The organism is Levilactobacillus tujiorum, from assembly GCF_012641185.1.
Taxonomy (GTDB): domain Bacteria; phylum Bacillota; class Bacilli; order Lactobacillales; family Lactobacillaceae; genus Levilactobacillus; species Levilactobacillus tujiorum.
In genome coordinates, this window is the sequence record NZ_JAAXLK010000075.1 from 1 (window position 1) to 227 (window position 227).

Genomic DNA, 227 nt, shown 5'->3' on the forward strand with positions numbered 1-227 from the left:
AATGCTGGCAACTGATAATAAGGGTTGCGCTCGTTGCGGGACTTAACCCAACATCTCACGACACGAGCTGACGACAACCATGCACCACCTGTCATTCTGTCCCCGAAGGGAACCTCTTATCTCTAAGATTGGCAGAAGATGTCAAGACCTGGTAAGGTTCTTCGCGTAGCTTCGAATTAAACCACATGCTCCACCGCTTGTGCGGGCCCCCGTCAATTCCTTTGAGT

Annotated in this window: 1 rRNA gene; it reads right to left on the reverse strand. The window is 51.1% G+C overall.

Annotated elements, in window-relative coordinates:
- Window positions 1-227, reverse strand: a 16S ribosomal RNA gene (locus HF569_RS12275); the annotation flags it as partial.